Annotated in this window: 20 protein-coding genes; 3 read left to right on the top strand and 17 right to left on the bottom strand. The window is 50.3% G+C overall.

Annotated features, from left to right (window positions below; all coding sequences use genetic code 11):
* Position 1 precedes the first annotated feature (1 nt).
* On the top strand, positions 2 to 328 hold the full coding sequence (locus ACJJI7_RS13240; RefSeq protein ID WP_020411740.1) for a YdbL family probable chaperone protein: 327 nt from the start codon (positions 2 to 4) through the stop codon (positions 326 to 328).
* A 93-nt stretch (positions 329 to 421) separates the two neighbouring features.
* Here ACJJI7_RS13240 and rpoS read toward each other — a convergent pair whose 3' ends face one another.
* The 14 genes from rpoS to ACJJI7_RS13170 all read right to left on the bottom strand — a co-directional run bounded on the left by rpoS (position 422) and on the right by ACJJI7_RS13170 (position 12,934).
* On the bottom strand, positions 422 to 1,471 hold the full coding sequence (gene rpoS, locus ACJJI7_RS13235) for an RNA polymerase sigma factor RpoS (RefSeq protein WP_040628155.1): 1,050 nt from the start codon (positions 1,469 to 1,471) through the stop codon (positions 422 to 424).
* Between the two features lie 202 nt (positions 1,472 to 1,673).
* Entirely contained in the window at positions 1,674 to 2,447 is a 774-nt protein-coding gene (locus ACJJI7_RS13230) for a peptidoglycan DD-metalloendopeptidase family protein (protein WP_444902613.1), read from the bottom strand.
* Between the two features lie 185 nt (positions 2,448 to 2,632).
* Positions 2,633 to 3,595 (bottom strand): DUF368 domain-containing protein, encoded by a 963-nt coding sequence (locus ACJJI7_RS13225; RefSeq protein WP_020411737.1) that lies wholly within the window; start codon positions 3,593 to 3,595, stop codon positions 2,633 to 2,635.
* Positions 3,592 to 4,263 carry a protein-L-isoaspartate(D-aspartate) O-methyltransferase gene (locus ACJJI7_RS13220; RefSeq protein WP_020411736.1) on the bottom strand — a complete coding sequence of 224 codons (672 nt, stop codon included), beginning with the start codon at positions 4,261 to 4,263 and terminating at the stop codon, positions 3,592 to 3,594. Before ACJJI7_RS13220 ends, ACJJI7_RS13225 begins: the two co-directional genes overlap by 4 nt.
* Positions 4,264 to 4,316: 53 nt before the next feature.
* The gene (gene truD / locus ACJJI7_RS13215; protein ID WP_444901957.1) at positions 4,317 to 5,279 is read right to left on the bottom strand and encodes a tRNA pseudouridine(13) synthase TruD; all 963 of its coding nucleotides are present in this window, start codon (positions 5,277 to 5,279) and stop codon (positions 4,317 to 4,319) included.
* A complete protein-coding gene (gene ispF, locus ACJJI7_RS13210) occupies positions 5,272 to 5,757 on the bottom strand; it encodes a 2-C-methyl-D-erythritol 2,4-cyclodiphosphate synthase (RefSeq protein WP_282951246.1) in 486 nt (161 codons plus the stop codon). The genes truD and ispF overlap by 8 nt, the downstream gene beginning before the upstream one ends.
* Positions 5,757 to 6,476 carry a 2-C-methyl-D-erythritol 4-phosphate cytidylyltransferase gene (gene ispD / locus ACJJI7_RS13205; RefSeq protein WP_020411733.1) on the bottom strand — a complete coding sequence of 240 codons (720 nt, stop codon included), beginning with the start codon at positions 6,474 to 6,476 and terminating at the stop codon, positions 5,757 to 5,759. Before ispD ends, ispF begins: the two co-directional genes overlap by 1 nt.
* Positions 6,473 to 6,760, bottom strand: coding sequence for an FtsB family cell division protein (locus ACJJI7_RS13200; protein WP_444901958.1), 288 nt, complete (start codon positions 6,758 to 6,760; stop codon positions 6,473 to 6,475). Before ACJJI7_RS13200 ends, ispD begins: the two co-directional genes overlap by 4 nt.
* A gap of 85 nt (positions 6,761 to 6,845) precedes the next feature.
* Positions 6,846 to 8,132: a phosphopyruvate hydratase gene (gene eno / locus ACJJI7_RS13195; RefSeq protein WP_020411731.1), complete on the bottom strand. Its 1,287-nt coding sequence runs from the start codon at positions 8,130 to 8,132 to the stop codon at positions 6,846 to 6,848.
* A gap of 142 nt (positions 8,133 to 8,274) precedes the next feature.
* Positions 8,275 to 9,120, bottom strand: a complete 846-nt coding sequence (kdsA, locus tag ACJJI7_RS13190; protein ID WP_444901959.1) for a 3-deoxy-8-phosphooctulonate synthase — start codon at positions 9,118 to 9,120, stop codon at positions 8,275 to 8,277.
* Between the two features lie 56 nt (positions 9,121 to 9,176).
* Entirely contained in the window at positions 9,177 to 10,811 is a 1,635-nt protein-coding gene (gene pyrG / locus ACJJI7_RS13185; protein WP_282951248.1) for a CTP synthase, read from the bottom strand.
* A gap of 125 nt (positions 10,812 to 10,936) precedes the next feature.
* Positions 10,937 to 12,247 (bottom strand): tRNA lysidine(34) synthetase TilS, encoded by a 1,311-nt coding sequence (gene tilS / locus ACJJI7_RS13180; protein ID WP_444901960.1) that lies wholly within the window; start codon positions 12,245 to 12,247, stop codon positions 10,937 to 10,939.
* 337 nt (positions 12,248 to 12,584) lie between these two features.
* Positions 12,585 to 12,809 carry a carbohydrate-binding protein gene (locus tag ACJJI7_RS13175; protein WP_353374965.1) on the bottom strand — a complete coding sequence of 75 codons (225 nt, stop codon included), beginning with the start codon at positions 12,807 to 12,809 and terminating at the stop codon, positions 12,585 to 12,587.
* A complete protein-coding gene (locus tag ACJJI7_RS13170; protein ID WP_353375457.1) occupies positions 12,752 to 12,934 on the bottom strand; it encodes a carbohydrate-binding protein in 183 nt (60 codons plus the stop codon). The genes ACJJI7_RS13175 and ACJJI7_RS13170 overlap by 58 nt, the downstream gene beginning before the upstream one ends.
* 418 nt (positions 12,935 to 13,352) lie before the next feature.
* Between ACJJI7_RS13170 and ACJJI7_RS13165 the strand changes: the two genes are divergently transcribed.
* Complete coding sequence (locus ACJJI7_RS13165) at positions 13,353 to 13,559, top strand: transposase (RefSeq protein WP_020411727.1); 207 nt, start codon at positions 13,353 to 13,355, stop codon at positions 13,557 to 13,559.
* Between the two features lie 157 nt (positions 13,560 to 13,716).
* Here the strand turns inward: ACJJI7_RS13165 and ACJJI7_RS13160 are convergent, their stop codons facing one another.
* Positions 13,717 to 13,896: a hypothetical protein gene (locus tag ACJJI7_RS13160; protein WP_157533316.1), complete on the bottom strand. Its 180-nt coding sequence runs from the start codon at positions 13,894 to 13,896 to the stop codon at positions 13,717 to 13,719.
* Positions 13,897 to 14,113: 217 nt separating this feature from the next.
* On the opposite strand from ACJJI7_RS13160, the gene ACJJI7_RS13155 reads away from it, so the two are divergent.
* A complete protein-coding gene (locus ACJJI7_RS13155; protein ID WP_051089467.1) occupies positions 14,114 to 16,699 on the top strand; it encodes a glycosyl hydrolase family 18 protein in 2,586 nt (861 codons plus the stop codon).
* A 455-nt stretch (positions 16,700 to 17,154) separates the two neighbouring features.
* Here the strand turns inward: ACJJI7_RS13155 and ACJJI7_RS13150 are convergent, their stop codons facing one another.
* Positions 17,155 to 19,737 carry a glycoside hydrolase family 3 protein gene (locus tag ACJJI7_RS13150; protein WP_444901961.1) on the bottom strand — a complete coding sequence of 861 codons (2,583 nt, stop codon included), beginning with the start codon at positions 19,735 to 19,737 and terminating at the stop codon, positions 17,155 to 17,157.
* A 320-nt stretch (positions 19,738 to 20,057) separates the two neighbouring features.
* Positions 20,058 to 21,389 carry a sugar MFS transporter gene (locus ACJJI7_RS13145; RefSeq protein WP_444901962.1) on the bottom strand — a complete coding sequence of 444 codons (1,332 nt, stop codon included), beginning with the start codon at positions 21,387 to 21,389 and terminating at the stop codon, positions 20,058 to 20,060.
* Positions 21,390 to 21,728 lie beyond the last annotated feature (339 nt).

Here is a 21,728-nt window from a genome sequence, read left to right as displayed (position 1 = left end):
TATGCATATGTTAAAGAAGGCCCTGTTACTCGTAGGCTTCGTCATCGCACTTCCAGCAATGGCGATCTCACTCAATGAAGCCAAGAGTCAAGGGTTGGTTGGAGAGGCAAATAGCGGCTATATCGCTATCGTAGACGCCAGCTCCCCGGAGCTTGAGAAGTTAGTCAAAGAGATCAATGCAAAGCGCAAAACTTCTTATGCGCAAATTGCCAAACGCAATAATGTCGATATTGCTCAAGTAGCGGCCCGTGCCGCGGAAAAACTGGAAGCTCGCCTTTCTCCTGGGGAGTATTACCAGGACAATCTTGGGCGCTGGGTCAGGAAATAGATCAGACCCAATCTATTAACCTCAAATTGAATCGCTAACGGAAACCCCACGGATACATTGTCTTCGTGGGGTTTCCTCGGTTAAGGACCAAGTTTATAGGTTTCCAAACAAAGACAGTCCATCAAGTCCTTGTTTTTCCATGACTTCACGCAGGCGCTTAAGTGCATCAACCTGGATCTGGCGCACCCTCTCACGCGTTAGGCCGATTTCCCTACCAACTTCTTCCAGGGTGCTCGCTTCAAAGCCACGCAACCCAAATCGCCGGGAAACAACCTCACACTGTTTGTCGGGAAGCTCCCCGAGCCAGCGATTAATGCTATCAAAGAGATCACTGTCCTGAAGTAACTCAGCCGGATCAGACTCCTGCTGGTCGGGAATCGTATCCACCAGTGTCTTTTCCGAAGAGGGACCTATCGGAGTATCTACTGAAGTTACCCGCTCATTGAGCCCTAACATCCGCTCAACGTCTTCAACCGGCTTCTCCAATAAATTAGCGATCTCTTCTGCGGACGGCTCGTGATCCAGCTTCTGCGCCAGCTCACGGGATGCCCGGAGGTACACATTTAATTCCTTTACAACGTGAATTGGCAGGCGAATAGTCCGAGTCTGATTCATAATGGCTCGTTCTATTGTCTGACGTATCCACCAGGTAGCGTAGGTAGAAAAGCGGAAACCCCGCTCAGGGTCGAACTTCTCAACAGCGCGGATAAGCCCCAAATTACCCTCTTCGATCAGGTCTAGCAGCGCCAGGCCACGGCTGACATAACGACGAGCAATCTTTACTACCAAGCGCAAATTACTCTCAATCATGCGCTTTCTCGCCGCAGCGTCACCACGCAGAGCCTTACGTGCGTAATACACCTCTTCTTCAGCGGTCAATAAGGGGGAAAAACCAATTTCATTCAGATAGAGTTGAGTAGCATCCAAATTCTTCTGCAAATGGCTGTCGCCATCCAATCTGGTGACCCTACTCTTCTCTCCGGGGGAGGAGACGGAGTTATTTTTTGCCGCATTTCTCCGGGTACGGCCTTTACCTCTCTCTTCGCTGCTACTTAGTTTCTGCTCTTCATTCTCTACCGCCAACTCAGGAGGAAAGTCTTCTGCCTGGCCAGCCAAAGACTGGTCTTGCCGTTGTGCTTCCATTTCCCCTGCTCCTTGTACTTTGCCAATATCAGCCGCCCAAACACTCAAGAAGCTGATCAAAATACAATCAGGCACCATGAGTGTATGGCGACAGCCACTGAATCGGCCAGACCCTTCAGTCGTCACGATTACAGTGACTACCTCAAGTGGTATTAGTTAAAAGTCCATTTTTATTTACAGAGCTTTACTGCACCCATCCGGCTTACGGCAAGTAAGCAAGAGGGTCTACTGGCTGACCGTTTTTGCGAATCTCAAAGTGGAGCTTGTTGCGGTCGGTACCACTCGAACCCAGTTCCGCTATCCGTTGCCCAGCTTTGACTTTGCTGCCCTCTTTCACCAACAAACGGTGATTGTGGGCATAAGCACTCAGGTAAACTTCACTGTGCTTAACGATCAGCAGCTTTCCATAACCTCTCAATGCACTTCCCGCGTAGATAACGGTGCCATCGGCTGCTGCCAATACAGACTCACCCTTTTCTCCTGCGATATCAACACCCTTACGCAAAGGATCCCCTGAGCGGAAGCGGCTGATCAGTTGGCCTTGTACAGGCCAGCGCCAGCGAATAGAGCCTGCGCGCTTGGTTTGAGCCATTTGGCGTCGAGGAGCTTTCGTTAAGGATTTTTTACTTGCTGTCGCGACTGGCCTCTTTGAGGAAACCGGTTTACTCACAGTTTTCTTTGCGGCGATGGGAGCCTTTGAGGAGGCACTTGGAGGTACTTTTCCCGTCAGTTTAAGCCGCTGACCAGGATAGATATTATAGGGAGATCTAATGCCATTAAGCGCCGCCAGCTGCCGAAAATCCTTGCCGTATCGCCAGGCAATTGAATAGAGGGTGTCGCCCTTACTCACTGTGTGATAGTTGAGCCTGATACTGGGGGGTTGCTTCAGGGAACTGGTGGGAGCCATATGGCTACCACAGGAAACCAGAAGCAATAACAGGATACTGATGCCTAATATTTTTAACACCCCAAACAAAAAATGACCAGAAATGGGGGAATTGTTCCGCCAAAACAGGCCTTTAGAGCGTAGCAAAAGATGACATTCCATTATTCTCTTTTTACATCAGACCACGGCATTTATGGAAAAAGTGTCTAAAGAAAAGCTCCAAAAATTCCGGTGAACGCTTCATAAAACGCTGCCATACCGAGATTTTCCAGATCTTATTGCGGTGTGGCGCTAGATGTTCCCCGATGAGCCCCTCCCAAAAAGTCTATTGTGAGAACCAACACCATGGCCGCCAGGGCAGCTGTAATAGCCCCACCAAGTTGTGCCGAATCCCCTGTTTGAGTCACAAAATCTGCCGGAGTGGTATTTGTTAACAGCGGTGCCAGCTTACTGGACGTTTCTGCCTCTCCGGGCATAGGCAGTTTCCAAGGCCAAATTATTTTCAAACTTCCCAGCAAGATTCCAGCAAGAAAAGCCAGTGTACGAGCGACAAACCTATGCATCAACCACGAAAGTAATCGACTAAATAACATCAACCCAATGGCTGCACCTGCGGCAAAACAAATTAAATTTGTTATCTGTAACTCATGAACGGCGGAAAGCACCTTGGGGTAAATCCCAATCATCAACAAAATAAAGGCGCCGGAAATACCCGGAAGTGCCATTGCACAAATAGCCAAAGCTCCAGATAAAAATAATGTCAGAGGCGTTGCCGGGATTTCTCCCGGACGTAGCTCACTGACTGTAACCGCCAAAGCTATGCCCAGGAACAAAAAAACTATAACTGAAGGGGACCACCGCGGAATATTTCGTATAACCGGAACAGTGGATGCCAGAACCAAACCAAAAAAGAAAGACCAGACAACAATCGGGTAATTCTCCAGCAGTCCACTTATTAATCGGGCAAGACTAAAAATACTAATCAGCACTCCCAAAAACAGGGACAACAGGAAACCACCGTTTATATATTTCCAGGTTGCTGCAACGCCCTCCTTCCTTAGGAGAGTGATACAGTGTGGGCCTATTCGGCTGAGAGAGTCCAGTAACTCCTGGTAAATCCCCGTAATAAAGGCGATAGTTCCCCCAGAAACCCCGGGGACCACATCTGCAGCCCCCATCGCCATACCTCGTAACACCACCCCAGGATAGCGACCTCTGAGGGTTTCATATAACTTCATCGAACAACACCACTGAGCAGCGGTACAAAGCGAACCGCCTCCAATTTTTCCACATCAAATTGATCACTATCCTGGCGACGGGTTACCATCGTCAAATACTGATGCTCTGAACCAACAGGAATCACCAACACACCATCAGGTGCCAACTGTTGCTTCAGCTCATCGGGAACTACTGCCGGTGCTGCCGCAGCCAGGATTGCATCATATGGACCTTTTTCTGGCCAACCAAAGCCGCCATTGCTAAGTTTGTATTCAACATTATGGTGACCCAGCTCTGTCAAACACTTACGTGCCTTCTCCAGCAATGGTTCGACACGCTCTACAGAATAAAGTTGTTCCACCAAACGAGAGAGAATCGCTGTTTGGTACCCGGAACCCGTCCCCACTTCCAAAACGCTGTGCAAAGACTTGGCTCGGCTCAAGAGTAGCTCTGTCATTCGCGCAACAATGTAAGGCTGAGAAATAGTCTGCCCGTAACCAATAGGCAGGGCCGTATCCTCATAGGCGCGAATGGCCAGAGCCTCATCCAGGAACAGGTGTCGCGGTGTTGATGCCATTACATTGAGGACTTCTTCATTACTGATGCCCTCTTCACGCAATCGCTGTATCAGGCGATTGCGGGTACGCTGGGAAGTCATTCCCAAACCTTCGTGTCTCAAGCGGTCCATAAGCTGTTTGATTCCATCCCCTGTATCGCAGCCGTCGCTTCCATTACTGAATTTTATGTGCCCGAGTTCACATTGACCAGATTGGCGACTTCCCTCAGCAAGGCGGTTGCGAACGCGCCTGGTGGAAGAGCAAATTCAAGTTCCAGGTTATCGCCACACCACTGGTAGCGAAAAGCCTCCGGACGTAATACCAGCGGTCTACGCTCCTGCTTTAGGCCACAATGTTCCAGCCAGTTGCACCAGGGTTGCCATTCTCCAAGAACCCTTTCCTCAAGCTCACCTGCAATACCTACAGTTGGGTTGCGTCCGCGCCCCCACAAGGGACCACTGGGAGTGGCCTCTGGCTCCCCATCAAGGCACTCGAACCAGCTTTTTGAATTAATCCTCTCCGCCAGAACCTGGTTGAACAACCAACTGCGCGCTGCCGACATGGCAAAGGCTTTCTCAGTTTTGCGGCATCGACCTTCTTCTTCCGCCAATTGGCGCGCCAGATCCAGGTTACCGCCAGAAACACCGAAGCGCTGTTCACCAAAATAATTCGGTATACCCTCCCTAACTTGCTCCAGAACCTTGTCTGCAGCTTGGCGATCTCCCCGAATATTGCACAGGCGAATTTTGAATCGGTTACCGGCATGTTCGCCGCGACGTAGCTTGCGGGCACCGCGAAATGTCTGCAGTAAAGAAACCTCATCACCATTAATCTGCAACCAATCGGCCTCAGGTTTTTGTCCAAGCCACACGCTAAACCACTGGGTGGTAACTGCATGCCGATCTTTCAAACCAAAATAGCTGACATCCAGTTGACGTACGCCGGCGAGTTTGGCCAATTGTTTCGCAACCCAGGCAGTGTTGGCACCTCGCTTCCGGATGTGCAGGTATACGTGCTCGCCATCATCACAGGGTTCTGGAAAGGCCAACTCATCGACAACAAAGTCTTCCGGCTCAGTACGGAAATCTGCGGAGATTTCTGCCCCTCCCAAAGCCCGGGGCCAATTTAGGTTCCAGGCCTCAGGCATGGCTATTCTCTAGCAATACCACAGCCTGAGCAGCAATTCCCTCTCCACGCCCAGTGAAACCAAGCTTTTCAGTGGTTGTGGCTTTTACACTGATGCTCTCAACATCCACATCACAATCCCCGGCAATATTTTCTCGCATGGACTGGATATATGGTGCCATCTTGGGGGCCTGGGCAATCAGGGTGGTATCCACATTCACCAAACGATAACCCTTACTATTAACCAAGGACAGGACATGCCGCAGCAATGTGCGACTATCAGCACCCGCATAGCGTTTATCCGTATCAGGAAAGTGGTAACCAATATCTCCAAGGGCCAGAGCTCCAAGTAGAGCATCTGCTAGGGCGTGTAAAAGCACATCCCCATCTGAATGGGCCTTTAAGCCAAACGTATGGGGAATTTTTACCCCACCAAGCACAACATGATCGCCAGGGCAGAATGCATGTACATCAAAGCCCTGACCAATTCGAAAACTCACTATCGTTTATCCTCAGTGGGTGCATAACGCAGGCGGAGTATGGCCTCAGCTACCATGATGTCTGAAGGATGGGTCACTTTAATGTTATCGCCCTGCCCCTCAACAAGTTGCGGCGAGTGGCCAAAAGTCTCAAGTGCACTCGCCTCATCCGTCACCGCTTCACCTTGCTCCAGCGCGCGATTGAGACAGGAATACAACACTCCCAATGGGGCGCGCTGGGGTGTCTGTGCCAACCATATCTGTGTGCGGTCAAGAGTTTGCTCCACACAGGGCACACCACTCGATTCATGACCGCGCTTTACCGTATCACTGGCAGGTCTTGCCAGGAGAGCCATAGGGGAAACACTCTCATCCAGAAGTGCGCTAATGTCATCCAGGGTCACGCAGGGGCGTGCAGCATCGTGAACCAGCACAGGGGTATCAGCCAATTCCCGTTCAGAAAGAAACTCTAATGCAGCAAGAACAGAATCAGAACGCTCAGCACCACCGGTAACAGTGTGCACGAATGGATGCTCCGCCTCCCTCAAGTGCTGGAAGAGTTGATCATCACCAGAAAGGGCTACGACAATTCCAGCGAGCCCGGGCCAACTTAAAATATTACGTAAGGTTAGGGATAACAGGGGTTGCCCAAGCAAAGGCAGATATTGCTTTGGCCGATCCGCGCCCATGCGTTTGCCAATTCCCGCAGCGGGTACAATCACCCAATAATCTGTAATCACTTTTTACCCTCTTCCGAATCCAGGAAGATAAAAAGGGTTTCCCCCTCTTTTATGAGTCCCAGGTCATAGCGTGCTTTAGCCTCAACACCATCGGTGCCCACTTTGAGGCTCCTTACTTCCCTCAATAGCTGACGATTTTCCCGAGCGAGAGCAGCATTTTTTTCCTGTTGCTGGTCGAGTTGTCGTTTAAGACGGGTAACTTCGGCGAGACTGCCTTCACCAACCCAAAGTCGATATTGGGTGGTAAGCAGAATGATAGTGAGAATTGCCAGCAGCCATTTCATACGAGATTACGATATTTCGCTTGTTCGTATTATAGATATTGCAGAGGAAGTCCTCTGCAATATCAATGTGCGATTCAAATATTGATTATTTAAATTCAGCACGGCCACGGTAAGGAGCGGCACCGTTCAGCTCAGCTTCAATACGCAGCAGACGGTTGTACTTGGCTACGCGGTCGGAGCGACACAGGGAGCCCGTCTTGATTTGGCCAGCAGCAGTAGCAACAGCCAGGTCAGCGATGGTGGTATCTTCGGTTTCACCGGAACGGTGGGATATCACTGCGGTGTAGCCGGCATCTTTTGCCATTTTGATCGCGTCCAGAGTCTCAGATAGGGAGCCGATCTGGTTGAACTTGATCAGGATAGAGTTACCCACGCCTTTCTCGATACCTTCTTTCAGGATCTTGGTGTTGGTTACGAACAGGTCGTCGCCTACCAGCTGTACTTTGTCACCAATTTTGTCGGTGAGCACTTTCCAGCCGTCCCAATCGCTTTCGTCCATACCGTCTTCAATAGACAGGATTGGGTAGTTTGCGGAAAGCTCGGCCAGGTAGCTGGCAAAACCTTCGCTATCGAATTGCTTACCTTCACCGGACAGGTCGTACTTGCCATCTTTGTAGAACTCGGAAGAAGCGCAGTCCAAAGCCAGGGTGATGTCATCGCCCAGGGTGTAACCGGCTTTTTCTACCGCTTCAGCAATGACTTTCAAAGCTGCTTCGTTGGAAGGCAGATTCGGAGCAAAGCCACCTTCATCGCCAACTGCCGTATTCAGGCTGTTGCTAGACAGTACTTTTTTCAGGGAGTGGAAGATCTCAGCACCTTGACGCAGGGCTTCGGCAAAAGACTCAGCTTTAACGGGCTGAACCATAAATTCCTGGATATCCACATTGTTATCAGCGTGCTCACCACCGTTGAGAATATTCATCATCGGCACCGGCATAGAGTATTGACCGGGGGTGCCGTTCACCTCAGCAATATGCTGATACAGTGGAATTTTCTTGGAGGCTGCAGCGGCCTTGGCTGCCGCCAGGGAAACAGCCAGGATAGCATTGGCACCCAGCTTGGCTTTGTTTTCAGTACCATCGGCATCGATCATCGCTTTATCCAGGGTGCGCTGATCAGTTGCGTCCATACCTTTGAGCAGATCGGCGATAGTGGTGTTGATATTTTCAACCGCCTTTAATACACCTTTGCCCAGGTAACGGCTCTTATCACCATCGCGTAATTCCAGAGCTTCACGAGAACCAGTAGAGGCACCAGAAGGAGCACAGGCGGAGCCAATGGAACCGTCTTCCAGGATTACATCGGCTTCAACGGTAGGGTTACCGCGAGAATCCATTACTTCAAAGGCTTTAACAGCGACAATCTTGCTCATTTACAATGGGCTCCGTATTGGTACTTACTGAAAATAGGTTTTCGTAAATCAGACGTTATGCACTTTTGCTACAGCACTAAAGCTAAATAGCAGAGGGGAAAGTGCCGCGCGCCCGATCAGGGCGCGCAAAAAACTCTCTTTTTTATTTCGTATCCAGCGGCTCAAAACCTTTGATCAGGTCATCTACCGCTTTCATCTGCGCCAGGAATGGCTCCAGCTTCTCTAATGGCAATGCACTGGGGCCATCACACAATGCTTTGTCTGGATTCGGATGTGCTTCCAGGAACAGGCCGGCAATCCCGATAGCCAAACCTGCGCGGCCCAGCTCAGTGACCTGTGCACGGCGACCACCGGAGGCTGCGCCGGAAGGATCGCGCATTTGCAGTGAGTGGGTAACATCAAAAATCAGCGGCGCACCGCCGGAGGCATTGATCATGGTGCTAAAGCCCAGCATATCGACAACCAGGTTGTCGTAGCCAAAGCAGGCACCGCGCTCACACAAAAGAATATTTTCGTTGCCGCACTCAGCAAATTTCTCCACCACATTTTTAACTTGCGGAGGGCTCATAAACTGGGGCTTTTTGACGTTGATCACTGCACCAGTCGCTGCCATAGCGGCGACCAGATCAGTCTGACGGGCCAGGAAGGCCGGCAGCTGGATAATATCCACGACTTCGGCAACCGGAGCAGCCTGATGTACTTCGTGGACATCGGTAATCAAGGGGACCTTAAAGGTATCTTTGATTTCCTGAAAAATCTTCAGGCCTTCTTCCATTCCCGGTCCGCGATAAGAGTTGATGGAAGAGCGATTGGCCTTGTCAAAAGACGCTTTAAAAACATAGGGAACACCCAGTTTTTCAGTGACTTTTACATAGTGCTCAGCCACCTGCATCGCCAGGTCGCGGGATTCCAGTACATTCATACCGCCAAACAGCACAAAAGGCTTATCGTTGGCGACCTGAATATTTCCGACTTCAATGGTTTTCACTGTCAGCTCCCTGTCATCTCACCCCCAGCCACAGGCGCCGGGGATGGAATTACTGATTAACCCTGGTTTTCACGCTGCTTCATTGCCGCGGCAACAAAGCTTTCGAACAGCGGATGGCCGTCGCGCGGGGTTGAAGTAAATTCCGGGTGGAACTGGCAAGCAACGAACCAGGGATGGTTCGGCAATTCAACCATTTCTACCAGGGTATCGTCTGCAGACCAGCCGCCAATTTTCAAACCGGCTTGCTGCAGGCGATCAACGTAGTTGTTGTTCACTTCGTAGCGGTGGCGGTGGCGCTCTACGATGACGTCTGCACCGTAGATATCGCGGGCCTTGGTGTCTTTAGCCAGGCGACATTCCTGGCCGCCCAGGCGCATGGTGCCGCCCAGATCGGACTGCTCATCGCGCTTCTCGATATTGCCTTCGCTATCGATCCACTCTGTGATCAGGCCGATAACAGGGTGCGGGGTTTTAGTATTGAATTCAGTACTGTTGGCACCTTCGAGGCCGAGCACATTGCGCGCGAACTCGATAACCACAGATTGTAAACCGAGGCAGATGCCCAGGTAAGGAATATTGTTTTCACGGGCGTAGCGAACAGATTCAAGCTTGCCCTCTAAACCGCGCTCACCAAATCCACCGGGAACCAGGATTGCATCGGCATCCTTGATCAGGTCAATACCGTTCTCGCCCTCAACGTCTTCAGCGTTGATAAAGTCGATATCCACTTTGCAGCGATGCTTGATACCCGCATGGGTCAGGGACTCGATCAGGGACTTATAGGCATCCAGCAACTCCATGTATTTGCCAACCATGGCAATTTTCACTTCGTGCTGTGGGTTCAGCTTGCCATCGACCACTTGGTCCCACTCGGACAGGTCTGGAGCCTGGCATTCCAGCTGCAGCTTTTCCACAACGATATCGTCGAGGCCGTAACTGTGCAGAAGACGCGGTACGCCATAGATGGTCTTGGCATCGGGCAGCGGTACAACAGCGCGCTCTTCAACATTGGTGAACAGTGCAATCTTGCGGCGGGAGTCCTCATCGATCTCGCGCTCGGAACGGCACAGCAGAATATCCGGCTGCAAGCCGATAGAACGCAACTCTTTAACAGAGTGCTGGGTCGGCTTGGTCTTGGTTTCACCAGCAGTGGCAAGAAAAGGCACATAGCTCAGGTGGATCAACAGGGCGCGGTTGGTGCCCATTTCCACACGCAGCTGACGCACGGACTCCAGGAACGGTTGGGATTCGATATCACCTACGGTGCCACCGATTTCAACAATAGCGACGTCGACATCGCGGCCACCTTCCACGACGCGGCGTTTGATCTCGTCGGTAATGTGGGGGATCACCTGTACGGTACCACCCAGGTAGTCACCACGGCGCTCTTTACGCAGTACGGTCTCGTACACACGGCCGGTGGTGAAGTTGTTACGCTTGGACATCCGGGTACGGATAAAGCGTTCATAGTGACCCAGGTCCAGGTCAGTCTCGGCACCATCCTCGGTGACATACACCTCACCGTGCTGGAAGGGGCTCATGGTACCCGGGTCTACGTTGATGTAAGGGTCCAGTTTTAGGATGGTAACCTTGAGGCCGCGGGCCTCGAGAATGGCGGCCAGAGAGGCGGAGGCGATACCTTTCCCCAACGAGGAAACCACGCCACCAGTTACAAAAATATAGCGCGTCATGCAAAACCTTGGTCAGTTGAGCGCTCGATGAATGTCGAGCTTACAGGGCTGGCCCGGGCGGATAATCCAGCTTCTCCCGGTGCCTTTGAGACGGGGCGCCAGAGTAGCAGAAAACCCCTTCCCACTCAATCGAAAAACCGCCAGCTTGGAGGCCGATCGGGGATATCGCTATTTACTCTACAGGAAAAGAGCCCGGCAACAGCCACCAACTCCTCTCCCCTGTATACCAGTGGCACCCTGTCGCGCAGCCAGGGTTCCAAGCCCCGCTCTTGCAGAATCTTTTTGAGAGTTTGGGAATGGGTACGATCTATTGGCAGTGCGCGTTCTCCACCGCTGCGATAGCGCACCAGGTAATCTGCCTGCGGCCACCCTGTCACCGGCTCCAATACCGCCCCTCCTGGCAGCGCAAGGCTGGAAATACCATCCCAAGCCAAAAGAGTATTCTTACAGGAAGATAGAGGAGCCAGCTTCGGGGTCAGGTAAAGCCGGTCTTGATATCGCCTCACTACCTGCCCCCCCAAATGCACAACCAACTGGGCGTCCTGTGCTGCACCACTCACTTGCGCCAGAGCCTCTTGCAGCGAGACAGATTCTGGTGGCATCCCCCCCTGGCGTTGAACCCAGTATCGCAACAGGTTCTTACGTCTCGCCATACTCAAGGCGGAAAATACTTTCAGGGACAGGCTTTCGCCTAAACGCTCTCGCTTTAGGTCACATGTATTCAGGTCAGCAAGTGCCAACTCCTGTAACAGCTCGACGGATTCCCTGAGGTTATCCACAGCCTGAGCAACCCTCTGCCTAACCGACCAGCGCTCACCAAGCGGAGCCATGATGCGATGACGTAAGAAATTGCGATCCAGGCCTTCATCACTGTTGCTTTCATCATCAATCCAACTGAGGTTATGCTCCCGGGCCCAATCCTCCAGTTCAGCCCGACCAACCTTAAGCAGAGGTCTAAGCAGGGATGCGCCACTCCCCAATGGGCGCCATTTGGCCATACCAGCAAGCCCGAGCACACCGGCACCTCGCAGTAAGCGAAGCAAGAAGGTCTCCGCCTGATCATCCCCATGATGACCGAGCAAAATTTGATCACCTGGGGACATGACATCGCCAAAGGCACGATAACGGGCCAGGCGTGCGCCCTGCTCAAGCCCACCACCCTTCTTATCTACTGCCACGCGAAGCGCTGTAAAAGGGATATTTAGCCCATTGGAAAATGCCTGACAATGGGCCTGCCAGCTGTCCGCGCTTTCACTAAGACCATGGTGTACATGCACAGCCAGCACCGGAATCTCACATTTATGCAATACGTGAAGAAGCACAGTGGAGTCGAGGCCACCAGAGAACCCCACCCAAAGACGCCCCTGTGCGGGATAGCACTGCAGCGAAGCTTGGATAAGCTCTGGTAGCCGTTTTTGGTAAGTTGAAATTGTCACTGACAGGAAAGCCTGGAAGTAAAATCCGCAACAGTATACCTACCCGGGCAGAAAGTGAGGACCCACCATAACCGTTAAACCACTAACCCACCTCAACAGAAGCAAATTCCTTTACTGACTTCACCTTCATTAAGCCGACGATATTCCGTCGTCGCCACCCCCACCATTCCACTGGAAAAGGAGTTGAAGGTCACGGCCCCTATCAGCAATTCTAATTGTTGTGCTCCTCTTATCCGGCTTCGATTGCCAGCACCTTACAACCCACAGCGCGATCATATTGAATCGTCACATTCTGCCCGTTAGTGTAATACTGTATCTCGCAACCACCATAATTGGTTTAGAAACTCCAGCTGCTGCTATCGGTACTATTGAGCTCGTCGGCCGACACAAGACTCTTAAAGTCTACGGCAATTATTTCGATCCAATTGAAACTCCAACCTCCAAACTCTGCATAAACGCGTAAATTATAATTACCCGCCTCTATTTTGGCGGTGAATTCGATAGTCAGCCATTTCTGCCAGCCAACGGCCGGTATTGGGGGTGACGGCTCGATCCAATACATTGCACACCGTTTAAATCAACAGATACTGTGGCACCTGAGGGACTGGAAACACGCATATGAACTTTGTAGTTTCCTGTGCTGGGTATTTGTAAATTTTTGTAGGCAAGCCACTCTCCCTGATCAATCCAGCCAACATTGAAGCCGTCGCCACGATCTTTAGTAATTTCTATATCTACGTGATCGTTTTTATAGGCACCCCCGCTGTTACCCGGTGTCCGATCACAAAATCAGGTATAATCTTCTGCTTGGAAAGTAATGATTTGAGTAGGAACGATTAACATATACAAACAGAAGATTACCAACCTCCAACATAATCATGCTTTTATTTTTTATGAGGATTTACACTACATATTAAATTAATTCATGCAGGAATTGTGTTTTGCTCACAGGCCTGTTAGGCAGATTTCTTTAGCGTACCCCCTCCACAGAGCTTAAGATATTCGTAAACAGTTCGAACTGACGTTGTTATGCCATATTAGATATTGATTTAAGGAACCTCTGAATAAGCGCCGCAAGACCCGTAGGGAAAAATTCCTTGAAGAAATGGACACTTTAGTTCCACAGTCGCGCCTTGCGGAAAAGATCAAGGCGCAGATAAGAGCGAAGGTCGAGCACCCCTTTCGCTACATCAAGCGGGTATTGGGTTATGACAAGGTCCGCTATCGAGGACTGGTAAAAAATACTGAGCGGCTGTGCTTGTTCGCAGGCTTCACTTACTTACTAATAGGGAAAAAATACTTGGCTGCCTAGGGGGGGCGCCCGTGATTCGCCTATTGAGGACTTCTGGTGAAAAATCAGGGAGCTAGTACGCGAAAATTAAGCGTTTGCGCGTAAAAAAGTGAGTTTTATAATTGATTCAGCTTAATTCTAGAAAAATGCTTCGTTAATCAGAGGTTCCTTAACTTTGTTATTCCTGCACCTCCCTTACCGGCTGGCAAGCTGGTCGGTGAACCGTAACGATCACCACCGGTAAAGCTCCTGCTCGATGCAGAAAAGTCGCCCACCAGTACTCCTCGTTTTCTCCCCTTGATCCGGGTTGATCAAACCTCCCCCCCTGGGAAAAGGCGCAATGTCTTGCCTCAGTCATATTCTCGTAAAGTTCCGTTTTTTTCGTGATACGGGTCTCATATCACCTCCAATGGCGGCACTTTCATTCGAATTCTCTTTACCCCGTGGCAATTCATCCCTTTCTGCATTGCGACTCCCCATAAGCGATGATATTTTGACAGCGGTGTCATTTTGGCAATCGCATCACCTAACTGCCGATGGCCAACAATAAAAATAACTTGCTCAAGGTAAACCCTATGCAAACGCCTAAATTCCTGACCTGGTCGCAAACTCCATTGATATTTGCTTTAGTCAGTTCGACCGCACTCGCAGTCCCCGGTGTACCCGCCATTAACAATATGGAAACCCGCTTTGCCATTATTGAAGTTGACGACACAGCTACCGCCTACGAGCAGCTGGTGACCATCAAAGACCAGGCTGAAATACCTGTGTCCTGGTCCAAATTTTCAGGCGACGATGCCGACACTGCACAGTATCTGCTCGATGGACAAGTTGTATTCGAGCAGCCAGTAAATGGCGCCGGCAACCAGAGCGGAACTGCCACATTACAGATCACTGAAGGAGGCCGATACGAACTGCAGGTCGCCCTATGTAACTTCTCCGGTTGCAGCAGTTCAGAAGTAACTGACATCGTCGTAGCTGATACTGACGGGAGCCACTTGGACCCAATCGTGCTCAATGATGGAGAGAATAACCAACCTTACACTAATACCAGCGGATCTGTTGTGGGTGCTTACTTTGTAGAGTGGGGTGTGTACGGTCGAAAGTTCCCGGTTGACAAAATCCCAGCCTATAACCTCACCCATATCTTGTACGGCTTTATTCCTATTTGCGGCGGCGACGGCATCAACGACAGCCTCAAGGACATTGAAGGCAGCTTCCAGGCACTACAGCGCTCTTGCTCTGGGCGGGAAGATTTCAAAGTTGCTATTCACGACCCATTTGCGGCACTGCAGAAATCACAAGCAGGGCACAGCTGGTCCGATCCCTACAAGGGTAACTTCGGCCAGTTGATGGCGTTGAAGCAGGCCTATCCAGATATCAAGGTACTACCGTCGATCGGTGGATGGACCCTATCCGATCCATTCTACTTCTTTGATGATCCTGAACTTCGTACCCGCTTTGTGGATTCAGTAGAGGAGTTTCTGCGTACCTGGAAATTCTTTGACGGTGTGGACATTGATTGGGAGTACCCTGGTGGCCAGGGCGCGAACCCTAATCTTGGCGATCCCAATACCGATGGTGAGACTTACCGCTTACTGATGAAAGAACTGCGCGCAATGCTGGACCAGCTCGAGCAGGAAACCGGCCGTGAGTACGAGCTCACTTCTGCTATTGGTGCTGGGGCTGACAAGATCGAAGATGTCGATTACTCGAATGTCGAACAGTACATGGATTATCTGTTTTTGATGGCCTATGACTTCTACGGAGCCTGGAGTAACGAGACTCTTGGGCATCAGACGGCGATTTATGCTCCGAGCTGGAATCCGACAGATGACTACAATGCTCATTCCGGTATCCAGACATTGATTGGCGCAGGTGTACCACCGTCAAAGCTGGTGTTGGGTACTGCAATGTATGGTCGCGGTTGGACCGGGGTTACCGGTTGGACGGGTGCTGATCACCTGACAGGAACAGCGACCGGAGCGACTCCAGGCACCTGGGAAGCCGGCATTGTGGACTACCGTGATATTGCCGGGAAGATTGCCAGCGGTGAGTGGCAGGAGCACTACGACAGTACTGCTCAGGGCGCCTATATCTTCAAGGCTGATACCGGTGACCTGATTACCTATGACAATGTCACCTCCGTCATGCAAAAAGGTACTTACGCACGAAGCAATGGTCTCGCAGGTTTGTTTGCTTGGGAAATTGATGCAGACAACGGTGACATACTCAATGCCATGCATGAGAGCTTAGGCCACGATGATGGCATGGCCAATCGAGCACCGTCAGCCAATGCGGGAGTTGATCAGTCTGTGGTGAGCGGTACTTCAGTGACTTTGAATGGTAGTGCTTCCAGTGATCCAGATGGTGATGTTTTGACCTACTCCTGGACTCAGATCGGTACCCCCACAGTACCCCTACAGGGTACGGATAGTGCGTCTCCAGAGTTTACCGCTCCGCAGGTTACTATGGAGACGCAGTTGGAATTTGAACTCACTGTGAGCGATGGTGAGTTATCGAATACCGATAATGTCTTAGTGACTCTGCTACCAGAGGGAGATAATGCGCCCCCCGTCGTTTCCGTCCCAGGCAGTGTCTCTGTTGCTGAAGGAGGGAGTGTCAGTGTTACTGCCAATGCTAGTGACCCCAATGGCGATACGCTTACTTACAACTGGAATGCACCGGGTCTTACTGTAGCCAATGGCGATAGTGCCAGTGCTACCTTCACTGCACCCCAGGTTCAAGCGAATACTGCTTTCACCGCGACAGTGACCGTCAGCGATGGCTTCACCAGTGTCTCTGCCGCAGTGCAGGTGAATGTGACCGATACAGGGGATAGCTGCAACCAGTCCGACCCCAACGCAGATAATTACCCTGCCTGGCAAATGGGGGGCACTTACCTGGGCGGTGACCAGGTAAGCCATCAGAATCTCGTTTGGCAGGCCAAGTACTGGACCCAGATGGAGCCGGGGATAACTGCAGCTGACTGGATACTGGTCAGTGAAGTCGAAATGCCATGGAATGCAACGACCAGTTACAACGGTGGGGACGAAGTAAATCACGGCGATGCCCGTTACCGTGCCAAGTGGTGGACCCAGGGTGACGAACCTGGTGCTTCCACAGTTTGGGAGGAAATTGGTCCTGCAACCTGCAATTGATCACTCTCACAGGGTGGTAACCCGATGTTCCTGGGGCGCTGACGCGCCCCTGACTCAGGGACTTACTGATACTCCTTGTAGCTGGAGAACATGAAAAAGCTTTCCTGAAAGCCTTGACGGCATTTAGGAGGTTAATGGGCTAGCAGGAAAAATTGTCAAGGATGGTTGTTTACTCTGGGGATCGGCTCCGCAAGGTTACTTTGACAAATTTAATTGTTGATTCAATTTCGTAAAGTGCATCTTCCATGGTTGAACCACTGAGGTTATAAAACTCCTCGACAGATTATGGAAGACAATGCGAGTGCTACAGCGGCCTAGAGGGTGATGCACCTCAGAGTTGAATGCGGGCTTTCAAAATCTCTAAAGGGAATCAAGCTTTTATTTGTAGTAGTTCAGATTTGGCCTGAACCAGTCCATTTTATTGAACCTACTTGACCCCCTCAAATATCTCGCTATTAACTTTTACACTGAACAGTTGCAGTTTTTGCCGCTTCTGGAATCAATTTCACATTGGCCACCGCAATTTCCATAGCGCCTTCACTTTCCAAGCGGAAAACACTGAAAATTTTTCCAAAGTCAGCGCCCGCATTAGCAAAACACTGCAGGTCCACAGAGATACGAGTCCAGTCTTTCAGAGGCATGGTTTTCAAGGCAGAATGTAAAGGTACCTTGGCAATACAGCCCTCACCACAAGTCATCCCGGCAAATACCGGCTTTTTCACCTCCCGGTCAACCCGGATATTTAGGCTAAGAGCAGATTTTTCCTCCAGGTAAATATTCAGGTTCTGCATATATTCTGCAGACAACTCTACGGCTCCAGGACGTAAACCTTTCCACTTGATCAGACGGGCATCCTCCTGAGAGGACATGTCAATTGAGGTAACAACGACATTTTCATCATCGTCACTAGCTGCGTAATTACCCGTGACTGGAACTGTCTTGGAATCCCTTTCAACGATATTCAATACCCAGGGAGCCCTGGGACGGGAAACCATTAACCAGGCATCTTCAAGGACTCCCCCAGCAAAATTTTCACTGACTTCAGGCAATTCATTACTCACCAGAGACTCCTCTTTAGCTGTTAAACCATAACCCAACGAGAAAAGTGGCTCATAGTGTTCCTGGTAAGGATTGAGAACGGCTTGGTTAATATACACAGGCCAGCTAAAAGGTAGTTTGCCAGTAAAGTCATAGCGCACCTCACCATTTTCTCCCCTGAACAATACATCTGCTACACCCGCGCCCTCTGAGCCCGGCAACCACGCCGCTACAAAGGCATCTGACGCATTTAGCTCCTTATTCACCCATAGTGGACGTCCAGACAAGAAAACACTGACTATCGACACTTCTTGCTCACGAAGTTTTTTCAGTAGTGCCAAATCTTTTTTACCGCCGCGCTGGTATTCAATATTGGTGATATCTCCGTGCCACTCTGCATAGGGATCCTCACCATAAACGACGATCGCTACTCCAGGTGGCTTGCCATTTGCAAAGGTATCAGCCCCGAAAGATCCATCCACACTCAGGATAGCTTCACCACCAGCCGTTTTTACTGCCAAAGCAATCCCTTCATAAATCGAGGTTGCACCGGGAAAATCAGCTCGGGTATTTCCAGTTCCCTGCCAGGAGATAGTCCAACCACCACTTTGCTTGGAAAGGTTGTCCGCCCCGTCTCCCACCACGAGCACATTCTGGTTGGCAGCCAACGGCAGTAGCTGTTCATTGTTTTTTAACAACACCAGAGATTTGCGCACCGCCTCCCGGGCAATCGCGCGATGCTCATTATTTCCTAAAATGCCACCTTTACCAGCCAACGGCATGTTACGCTCAAATAGGCCTGCGCGAAGCTTCACTCGCAAGATACGACGCACCGCATCTTCTAGACGCTCAGGCTGAATTTCACCGCTCTTGGCTTGAGTAAGCGTATTCTTGTAGAGCGCTTTCCAGTCTGCCGGAACCATAAACATATCCAGACCGGCATTAATTGCTGCGGCACAGCTCTCCAAGGTACAACCTGGCACAAAGCTGTGGCCATTCCAGTCGCCTACAACAAAGCCATCAAAGCCCAAACGCCCTTTCAGGACATCTGTCAGCAGATACTTGTGGCCATGCAACTTCTCACCATTCCAACTATTAAAAGAAGCCATCACAGTCTGCACACCCGCGGGGAGCGCCGTCAGGTAACCAGCGGCGTGCACCTCAGCCAGTTCACGCTCGGGTACCGCATTATCACCCCGGTCTATTCCTCGGGTAGTACCACCATCACCGACAAAGTGCTTGGCAGTGGCTACCAGGTTCTCACCGCGCAAAAAACCCACGCTGCTTTTTATTCCTTGTAGCCCATTAATCATAGCTTTCGCATAATCGGCAACTAGCACAGGATCTTCAGAGTAGCTTTCGTAAGTTCGTCCCCAGCGATCATCGCGAACAACTGCAACTGTTGGTGCAAAGGTCCAGTCAATTCCAGTAACAGCGACTTCGCGAGCTGTCGCACGACCGATACGCTCGATCAAATCTGGATCCCGGGCAGCACCTAAGCCAATATTGTGAGGAAACAGGGTAGCGCCAATTACATTATTGTGACCGTGAACCGCATCGGAACCCCAAATCAGAGGAATAGCGACTCCGCCATCGGAGGTGTCCATAGACGCCTCAAAGAAAGCATCCGAGAGTGCCAGCCAATCCTGGGGAGTAGCAAACTTGTCATTGTTCGGGAAGGCACCGCCACCATTGAGTACCGAGCCCAAGTGATACTTCTTCACATCTTCTGGGGTTACATGACGAATTTCCGCCTGAATTAACTGGCCTACCTTTTCCTCCAGAGACATGCGAGACATTATTTCATTAATACGCGCTTCCAGTTTTTCATCACGTATGAACGCTGGTGCAAGTACAGGCCAGTTCTCGAGATTGCCACCGCCATCACTTACCAGGGATTCACCTTTTCTTGCCTGGCTCTCATTATTCTGCTGTTGGCAACCAGCAAATACTGACGCACAGAGCACAATACCCAGTGAAAAATTTTTACTAAATTTCACAGATAACTCCCAAGTTTTTCCTATCTTGTTAACCAGCTACTATTTTCCAGCTACCCACTGGTATTGCGGGCTTCAAGCTCAATTTTAGAAAATTGGAAACAGGCTAACTTTATTACTTTTATAAATTTATCGGCTCTGGATAATTACAGAATGTCCAAAATACAAACAGGTAAATATCTGACAACTTTTAACAACCCACTCTAACCAGAAACCGCCTGAAAAGGATGAATTCAACCAAAGTGCAATACTTGACCTGAAGCGCCAATAGAAATCCGATGGACTGGTTCAAAATACGGACAAAGTGGAAATATAGACATACCCTATTCCACTGCCGCGCCGCGTAAAGTTGGAGAAAAAGCACCGTAGTAAACGATGTAGCAATAGCACAACATCGGCACTAAAAATGAAAGTTGAATACCAGCATTATCAGCCAGGACACCCTGCATAAGCGGAATCATCGCTCCTCCGACAATGGCCATACACAACACACCACTGCCCTGGCTGGTATGCCTACCTAAACCACGAAGAGCGAGGCTGAAAATGGTTGGAAACATAATGGAGTTACACAGACCTACAGCAACAATCGCCCAAACTGCCACCAGCCCGGAGAAAAGCATTGCCGCTACAATCAGAACAACCGACCCTAACCCACAGACTGCAAGCATTTTGTTCGCGGGTATATATCGCAATAACAAAGCGCCGGCAAAACGACCTAACATGGCACCTCCCCAGTAATAGGAGACAAAGTGTGCAGCCTCTAAGGGGCGCATTTCCGCAACTGAGGGCTCGCCAAAAAAACTGACCAGAAAACTGCCTATAGCCACCTCAGCTCCAACATAGGCAAAAATCGCCACCGCACCCAACGTCAATCTCGGAAAGCGCCATATAGAGAAAACATCACTTTTATTAGCCTCAGCCCCGGGAGCTAATTGATGCCCTGGAATAACGGGCAGGCGTATCCAGGAAAAGAAAGCCACAAGCAGCAACAAGATAACTGCCAGCCAAAAATATGGCTTCTCTACCAGGGCTGCCTCCCGCGCACGGAAGTCAGTCAGAGTAACCGCTGTATCCGGATCAGAAGTGATGGAAAAAGCGGTAAAAAAAACAGCTCCGCCAACTATAGGTGCCAACGTGGTACCCAAAGAGTTGAATGCCTGGGTAAGGTTTAATCGACTGGGTGCCGTGCTACTGTGTCCGAGGGCAATAACATAGGGATTTGCCGACACCTGAAGTACTGTAATGCCTGAAGCCAGCACAAATAATCCCAGCAGGAAAACTTCATAGATCTGGAGGCGCGCAGCAGGAATAAATATCAGGCAACCCGCGCAAGCTACTAACAAGCCCAGTACTAATCCTAACTGGTAACCTACCCGCCGTAATAGCAGGCCTGCTGGAACGGATACCAGGAAATAGGCAGCAAAAAAATAAAATTGAACCAGTACTGCGCGGGTATAACTCAGCTCAAAAACATTTTTGAAGTGGGGCACCAGTACATCATTCAGGCCAGTGATAAAGCCCCAAAGTAAAAACAGTGAAGTCAAGGCGGCCAAATTGAAAGGGCCTGGAGCCACGGCAGATTGTTCCGAAGCACCAATACCATTTACAGCCATATCGTTCGAGGGAAGCCTCGACCCGGGCAACATCTGGCTCATTAGAAACCAATCCCCAAATCTCTTCTTTATATACCGGCAATGAAACTGTTTATCCTAAACCCTTTTTAGTCGCTTAAGGATAAACAAGGAAAATTAATGCAGCAGAATGGCCTATTCCAGTCATCGACTTTCTTCTTTTGTCCTTGATTCCAATCTAAAATGTCGCATCACCATTAAAAATGGTTAACGGGCTTAGGGTATTAACCAGTAAAAATATCATTCAACACGTATATTTGCCTTATGGACCCAGATTGCCGAAAGTTACTTGACTAATCACCCCAAAAAGCGACAAGTAGGACCAATTAAAAGGTAAGCCGGAAAGCTGGCGCTCACCAGCTA

This window comes from Microbulbifer variabilis, from assembly GCF_056232115.1.
This window is presented reverse-complemented; position numbering and strand designations above follow the sequence as displayed.